Genomic DNA, 6,748 nt, shown 5'->3' on the forward strand with positions numbered 1-6,748 from the left:
GCGCAGCTGGACGCCGGCGTCCTGGACACGAGGACCTGCACCGCCTTTCCCGGCCGCTGCGGCAACTCGTCCGGCCACAGCCCCGCCACGAGCCGCCCGGTGCTGCAACCCGTGCGCAAGTCGCCCGCGAGCAGCGCGAGGAGACCGCGGAGCCGGGGCGCGGTGATCTCCTGTCCGCGATAGGCGACACGCGGCAGCAGGGTCAGATCGGTGGTCACCCGTGCAGATTAGCCAAGGCCCGTCCGCGGGAACTCCCTCCGCGGGCCGCACTCCCGCTGCGCGGACGGCTGCCGCAACCACGCCGACTGCTCCGGGCTGTCGGCTTCCCCGTCCCGGAAGGCGGGCAGACCGGCACGCCGCAGTGCCCGGACCACCTGACCGGCCAACTCGTACCGCCTGGAGACAACTTCGCCGGAGGCACGGGCGGATCCGGACTCGGTCATGGTCTTCTTCTCCGCCGGAGTCCGCGCGAACAGGCTCAGTCGCCGAGGATCCGCTCCCACAGCAGCCCGTCCCGCCAGCTCCCGTCGAGGAAGATCGCGGAGTGCGCGACCCCGTACGGGCTGAACCCGTTGCGGCGCAGCACCCGCTGCGACGGCAGATTCTCCAGATTGGTGGACGCCTCGGCGCGGTGCAGTCCGAGTTCGTCCGTCATCACCCGGAGTACGAGCCCGACGGCGTGCCCGGCGTGCCCTTGGTTCTGGGCGACACCGGCGATCCAGTACCCGACGGAGCCGCGGCGCAGATGCGGCTGCGGCAGGATGCCTCCGACGGTGACCTGCCCGATCACCTCGTCGTCGGCGAGCACCACGCCCGGCCAGACCGTGCCGGCCCGGTATCCGGTCAGCAGCCTCTCGATCCGCTCCGCCTGGCCCTGCGGGGTGAAGAAGTCGGCCGGCTGGGCCGGTTCCCACGGCCGGAAGGCCTCGACGTCCCGCACCCGATGCGCGGCGATCGGGGCGGCGTCGGCGGGCTCGATCAGGCGGATCCTGGTGCTGCTGGGCATGGGCTGATCCTCGTCGCGGTGCTTCGGATGAGACGGCCAGCGTATGCGGGGGTGTCCGCGCCGCAGCACCCTGCGCCCGCCAAAGGATCGAGTCGATCGCGCAGCCCGCGCTCTCGCCGGAGTACCCGGCCGCAATTGCCAGCAAGCCACCGGGGCCATAACTTGCCGATATGGAGCTGGAGTTGCGCCATCTGCGAACCGTACGCGCCATCGCCGACACCGGAAGCCTCACCAAGGCGGCCGCCGCGCTCGGGCTCGCGCAGCCCGCGTTGAGCGCACAGCTGCGGCGGATCGAGAAGGCGCTCGGGGGCCCGTTGTTCGACCGGGACCACACGGGCGCGCGGCCGACACCACTGGGTGAGCTGGTGCTCGAACGGGCCCGGGTGGTGCTGCCCGCCGTCAGTGAGCTCCAGGAGGAGGCGGTGCGGTTCGCCAACGCGCGGGGGGCCATGGAGCGGTTCCGGCTCGGCGGCACGCACGGACCGCTGCTCGGCGGCCTCGTCGACCGGCTGGCCGCGGCGCACCCGGCCGCGCCCGTGTCCACGTACACCTCCTGGTCGGTGACCGAGCTGGCTGCCCAACTGAGCGACGGGCGGCTCGACTTCGTGCTCATCGGCGCCTGCGGTGAGAGCCCGCCGCCGGACGCGGACCGGCTGACGTGGCAGGTCGTCGGGATCGATCCGGTCTTCGTGATGCTGCCGGAGAACCATCCGCTGGCAGGCGAGCCGGAGCTGGAGCTCTCCGCGCTGGCGGGCGAGTGCTGGGCCGATGTGCCCGGCGAGGGCTGTTTCGCGGACTGTTTCGTGGCCGCCTGCGCGCGGGCGGGCTTCAGCCCGGCGTCGGTGTACGAGACGGACACCGCGTCCGTCGTCCATCTGGTGCAGGTGGGGCGCGCCGTCGGGCTGTGCCGGGCGACGTTCCCCCCGACGCCTGGTGTGGTGACCCGTCCGATCACCGGGTCGCCGCTGAGCTGGCGCCATCTGCTGGGCCGGCATCCGCGCTCGGCGGCCGCGTCGGCGGCGGCCGGAGCGGTGATCGGACACACCCGGGCGGCGTACGCCGAGGCGGTGGAGCGCAGCGACAGCTGCACGCGCTGGCTGGCCGCGCACCCCCGCTTCGGAGCGACGCCCTGACGGGCCGCGGGCCGCGGGCCGCGCCTACCGTGCCCCGTGGCCGGCGGCGACGGCCGCCACCCTGGCGGCGAGGGCCAGGTCCTTCTCGGTGACCTTCCCGCCGGCGTCGTGGGAGTTCACCGAGAGCGCGACGGTGTCGTACCCGAGCGTCAGATCGGAATGGTGGTTGAGCTCGTCCTGGATCTGCGCGACATGGACGGTGAGACCGGCGGCGGCGAAGTGCGAGGGGAGCCGGTAGGTGCGGGTGATCCGGTCCCCCTCCAGCGTCCAGCCGGGCAGTTCGCGCAGCCGGTTCTCGATCTCGTTCTGCGGCAGCGGTGCGGCGGGCATACGGCGGCTCCCTCACTCGTGGTCGGTGCCGGTCGGCGGTGCCGGTGACGTTACGGTCTCGGTATGACAACTGTCGCGCTTGACACGGGGGTAGGGCCGCTGCTGCGCAGCTGGCGGGAGCGGAGCCGGATCAGCCAGCTGGAGCTTGCGCTGCGGGCCGACTCCTCGGCCCGGCACATCTCCTTCATCGAAACGGGCCGCGCCCGCCCCAGCGAGGAGATGGTCCTGCGGCTGGCGGAGCACCTGGACGTGCCCGTCCGGGAACGCAACGCCCTGCTGGTGGTGGCCGGTTACGCCCCTCGCTACACGGAGACCGCGCTCGACGACCCCGCGATGGGCGCGCTGCGCGAGGGGATGGACCGGCTGCTTCAGGGGTACGACCCGTATCCGGCGCTCGTCGTGGACGGCACGTACAACGTGGTGGCGGCCAATCAGGGGATCGTCCGGCTGACGGCCGGGGTGGCGGAGCATCTGCTCGCGCCGCCGCTGAACGCGATGCGGCTCACCCTGCACCCGGAGGGGCTGGCCCCCCGGATCCACAATCTGCGGGAGTGGCGGGCCGATCTGCTGGCGCAGATGGAGCGTCAGATCGCCCTGGTCCGTTCGGCGGAGCTGCGTGAGCTGTACGAGGAGGTCGCGGGCTATCCGGTGGGGCCGAGGACGGATGGTCAGGAGTGGGACGAGCCCTCGTCGTCGGTGCCGTTCGCGCTGCCGCTGCTGATCGAGCAGGACGGCCGGCTGCTCTCCTTCATCGCGTCCATCGCCACGTTCAACACACCGATGGACGTGACGGTCGCGGAGCTGGCCATCGAGACGTTCCTGCCCGCCGACCCGGAGACCGCGGCGTATCTGCGGTCGCTCGTTGCCTGACGGTGTCCTTCCGCGCTCCCTCGCTCGCGGGAGAGATGTGTCCGCGGCTCCTCGCCTGCCGGCGTGAGGCGTTCCCGGCCCTCATTTCTTGACGACGGGCAGGGTCCACGGACCGTCCGCCCGCGCCAGGATCCGCGCGGCCAGGCACACGACCGCGAGGATCGCCACGGCCAGGACCAGCGGCAGGGTCGGATGTCCGTGCAGCACGGCCACGGCTCCGACGAGGGCGCCGGCCAGCATGGCGGCGGCCGAGAGGATCCGGCGGCCGGCCCTGCTGCCACCGCCCCCGGCGAGCCGTCCGTCGGAGGCGATGCCGGTGATGGTCAGGGTCAGCACGGTGGTGGTGAGGTCGGGTACGGCGAGCGCCCGCGATACGGCGTTCTGCACACCCAGGCCCAGGGCGAGCAGCACGATGAGGGCGAACCGCACGCCGCCGTCGTACGGGCTGCCGGAGATCAGCGTGACGACCAGGGCGGCCAGTACGCACAGGGTCTCGACGCACAGCGCGTGCAGCAGCATGCGGCCGCGGTGGGCGTGGGAGTGGTGGACGATCAGTCCGCCGGCCAGCGCCCCGGCCGCGAACGCGCCGAGCGCGACGAACGAGGCGGCCAGGGAGAAGCCGGGGGCTCCGGCGAACGCGAAGCCGGAGAAGACCACATTGCCGGTCATGTTCGCGACGAAGACCCGGCCCAGTTGCAGATAGCTGACGGCGTCGACCAGTCCGGTGACGACGGTCAGGGCGAGCATCAGCGGCGGCAGCGGTCCGTGCCGGTCGTCCATGTCCGGTACGAGGGTGGTCCATGCCTCACGCAGTACGACGGGCACCGGCATGCTCCGATCACGAGGTGGTTGATCAGGATTGTGCCGTTGCGCCCGGTGCGAATGCCACGACCGACGCGCGTCGCCCCCGCGCGCCGCTCGGGCGGCGCGGGGGCGACGGAGTGCCGACGGGGCTACACACGGGCCCCGTTGTCGAGCGGGTCCCGGCGCCCGGCGCCGGACCTGCCGCGCGAGGCGCTCTTGCGGACGGGCGGCGGGGCCTTGCTGCCGCGCTCCAGAAGGAGTGCGGCCGGCACCGCGGTCATGACCGAGGAGTACGTCCCGACGACGATGCCGATCAGCAGCGCGAGGGCGAAGTCCGCGAGCGAGTCACCGCCCAGGACGGCCAGCGCGACGAGGATGAACAGGGCGCCCATCCCGGTGTTGACGGTTCTGGGGATCGTCTGCAGAACGGCCCGGTTCGCCACTGACCCGAGCGGCTCCCGGCGGGCCTTGGCCCACAGCTCCCTCACCCGGTCGAAGACCACCACCGAGTCGTTGACGGAGTACCCGATGACGGTGAGAAGCGCGGCCAGGAAGATGCCGTCCACGGTGCGTCCCAGCCAGGCGAAGGCGCCCACCAGAATGATCACGTCGTGGACCAGCGCCCCGACCGAGGCCACCGCGAACGTCCAGCGGAACCGAACGGCCAGATAGACCAGTTGGACGAGGACGGCGATGGCCAGCGCGATCAGGGCGTTGCGCCGCAGTTCGTCGCCCAGGCTGGGGCCGATGAGTTCGTCCCGGACCTTGGTGGTCTCGCCGCCCTCCTCGGCCAGGGCAGCGCGCAGCGCGTGTTCGCCGGCGTTGTCGAGATCCCCGGTGCGCACCGAGATGTCGCCCGCACCCGCCGTGGTGACCTCGGCGTCGGCGAAGCCCGCGCCGGCCAGCACGGAACGGGCGGTCTCGACGTCGACGGGGCGGCTGGTCGCGTACTCGACGAGGCGGCCCCCGGTGAATTCGACACCGAGGTTGACCCCGCGCACCAGGATGCCGGTCACCGCCACGGCGATCAGCACCGTGGAGATGAGCAGCCAGCGGCGCGGGGACCGCATCAGCTGCGGATCGCGGCGATTCAGCCAGGTCCGCACCCGGCCCGGGCTGGCGATGCCGTTGATGCCCCGGTAGTCGCCGACGAATCTGGAGCCCGCGGCGATCTCGGTGAGGGCGCGGGCGATGACCAGTGCGGAGAACATCGACGCGAGGACGCCGATGCCGAGCGTGACGCCGAAGCCCTTGACGGGGCCCGAGCCGAGGAAGAAGAGCAGTCCCGCCGCGATCAGTGTCGTCACGTTGGAGTCGGCGACGGCGCTCCAGGCGTGCCGGAACCCGGCGGTCAGCGAGGTGCGCAGGGACCGGCCCGGATACTGTGCGTGTTCCTCCCTGGCCCGTTCGAAGACCAGCACGTTGGCGTCGACCGCCATCCCGATGGCCAGCACGAATCCGGCGAGTCCGGGCAGGGTGAGCGTGACGCCGAGGGCGACGAGCCCCGCGTACGAGATCACTCCGTAGGCGCCGAGGGCGACGGCGGCGAGCGCGCCGAAGAGCCGGTAGACGACGGTGATGAACAGTGCCGTGGCAGCGGCGCCGATGAGGGCGGCGCGGGCGCTGGCGTCGATGGCGGCGGCGCCGAGCGTCGGTCCGACAGTCCGCTGCTCGACGATCTCGACGGGCACCGGCAGCGCACCGCCCTGAATCAGCAGGGCGAGCTCGCGGGCCTCGTCGGCACTGAAGGAGCCGGTGATCTGGGTGGAGCCGGAGGGCAGGCCGGTGTTGCAGCCGACGGTCGGGGAGACCTGCGGCGAGGAGATCACCTGCTTGTCCAGGACGATGGCGACCCGGCGCCGCTCGTCCTGGACCGGGTGGCAGGCGGCCTCCCCGGTCAGCCGGGTCCAGTCCCGGCCGGCGTCCTTGTAGAAGTCCAGGGAGACGGACCAGCCGGCGCCCTGCTGGGCGTCGAACGAGGCGGAGGCATCCTTGACGCCCGCGCCGGAGAGCGCGACAGGGCCCAGTGCGAGCCGGCTGCCCTGCTCGTCCGGGAGCGTCAGCCCGGCCGCGGTATCGGAACCCTCGGGCGCTCCGGGGCCCTGCACGGCGTGGAAGGTCAGCTGGGCGGTTCTGCCGATGACCTCGGCGGCCTTGCGCGGGTCTTGGACGTCCGGGAGTTCGACGATGATCCGGTCCTCGCCGGAGCGGGTCAGGGTCGGTTCCGCGACGCCGAGCGAGTCGATGCGCTTGCGCAGCACCTCCAGGGTGCGGTCGGTGCTCTCGCGGTCCGCCTTCGCGGTGTCGGAGTCCTTGGCCTGCAGCACCATTCTGGTGCCGCCCTGGAGATCGAGGCCGAGTCTGGGGGACATGGTCAGCGTGATGAGCACGGCGACGAGCAGAACGGCAGCAGCCAGAACCGCCCGCACCGTGGTGGCGCGAGTCATGGGATTCCTCCGAGGGGCGCCGGGCCCCTCGGTCAGGGCGCCACGGCAGGTGTGCGGGACGGGACCGGTGGCAGGTCCCACGGCCGGTGAAGGGCCGTACTCGGAGGCCCGCGCACACCGGGGAGCGCGATGCGGAAGCGGTCGGCGGCGGCCGGGGT

The 6,748-nt window shown here is 72.4% G+C and carries 7 protein-coding genes; 2 read left to right on the plus strand and 5 right to left on the minus strand.

Going from position 1 to position 6,748, the window contains the following annotated elements; translation table 11 throughout:
• Together J1C73_RS18915 and J1C73_RS18920 are read right to left on the minus strand one after the other, a co-directional pair.
• A partial coding sequence (locus J1C73_RS18915; RefSeq protein WP_207317444.1) for a hypothetical protein occupies positions 1 to 218 on the minus strand: 218 nt, incomplete at its 3' end.
• 260 nt (positions 219 to 478) lie between these two features.
• Entirely contained in the window at positions 479 to 1,006 is a 528-nt protein-coding gene (locus J1C73_RS18920) for a GNAT family N-acetyltransferase (protein ID WP_207317445.1), read from the minus strand.
• 170 nt (positions 1,007 to 1,176) lie between these two features.
• On the opposite strand from J1C73_RS18920, the gene J1C73_RS18925 reads away from it, so the two are divergent.
• Positions 1,177 to 2,139 carry a LysR family transcriptional regulator gene (locus tag J1C73_RS18925; RefSeq protein ID WP_207317446.1) on the plus strand — a complete coding sequence of 321 codons (963 nt, stop codon included), beginning with the start codon at positions 1,177 to 1,179 and terminating at the stop codon, positions 2,137 to 2,139.
• Between the two features lie 24 nt (positions 2,140 to 2,163).
• Here the strand turns inward: J1C73_RS18925 and J1C73_RS18930 are convergent, their stop codons facing one another.
• Complete coding sequence (locus J1C73_RS18930; protein ID WP_124285647.1) at positions 2,164 to 2,469, minus strand: 4a-hydroxytetrahydrobiopterin dehydratase; 306 nt, start codon at positions 2,467 to 2,469, stop codon at positions 2,164 to 2,166.
• A 63-nt stretch (positions 2,470 to 2,532) separates the two neighbouring features.
• On the opposite strand from J1C73_RS18930, the gene J1C73_RS18935 reads away from it, so the two are divergent.
• Positions 2,533 to 3,339, plus strand: a complete 807-nt coding sequence (locus J1C73_RS18935; protein WP_207317447.1) for a helix-turn-helix domain-containing protein — start codon at positions 2,533 to 2,535, stop codon at positions 3,337 to 3,339.
• Between the two features lie 81 nt (positions 3,340 to 3,420).
• On the opposite strand, the gene J1C73_RS18940 is transcribed toward J1C73_RS18935, so the two are convergent.
• Complete coding sequence (locus J1C73_RS18940; RefSeq protein WP_123466325.1) at positions 3,421 to 4,164, minus strand: YoaK family protein; 744 nt, start codon at positions 4,162 to 4,164, stop codon at positions 3,421 to 3,423.
• 128 nt (positions 4,165 to 4,292) lie between these two features.
• Positions 4,293 to 6,590, minus strand: a complete 2,298-nt coding sequence (secD, locus tag J1C73_RS18945; RefSeq protein WP_207317448.1) for a protein translocase subunit SecD — start codon at positions 6,588 to 6,590, stop codon at positions 4,293 to 4,295.
• Positions 6,591 to 6,748 lie beyond the last annotated feature (158 nt).

This window comes from Streptomyces laculatispora (assembly GCF_017353455.1).
In the GTDB taxonomy this organism is placed as follows: domain Bacteria; phylum Actinomycetota; class Actinomycetes; order Streptomycetales; family Streptomycetaceae; genus Streptomyces; species Streptomyces laculatispora.

Coding starts and splice junctions, on each gene's coding strand:
- J1C73_RS18920 (WP_207317445.1), bottom strand. CDS start 1,006: ATGCCCAGCAGCACCAGGATCCGCCTGATCGAGCCCGCCGACGCCGCC.
- J1C73_RS18925 (WP_207317446.1), top strand. CDS start 1,177: ATGGAGCTGGAGTTGCGCCATCTGCGAACCGTACGCGCCATCGCCGAC.
- J1C73_RS18930 (WP_124285647.1), bottom strand. CDS start 2,469: ATGCCCGCCGCACCGCTGCCGCAGAACGAGATCGAGAACCGGCTGCGC.
- J1C73_RS18935 (WP_207317447.1), top strand. CDS start 2,533: ATGACAACTGTCGCGCTTGACACGGGGGTAGGGCCGCTGCTGCGCAGC.
- secD (WP_207317448.1), bottom strand. CDS start 6,590: ATGACTCGCGCCACCACGGTGCGGGCGGTTCTGGCTGCTGCCGTTCTG.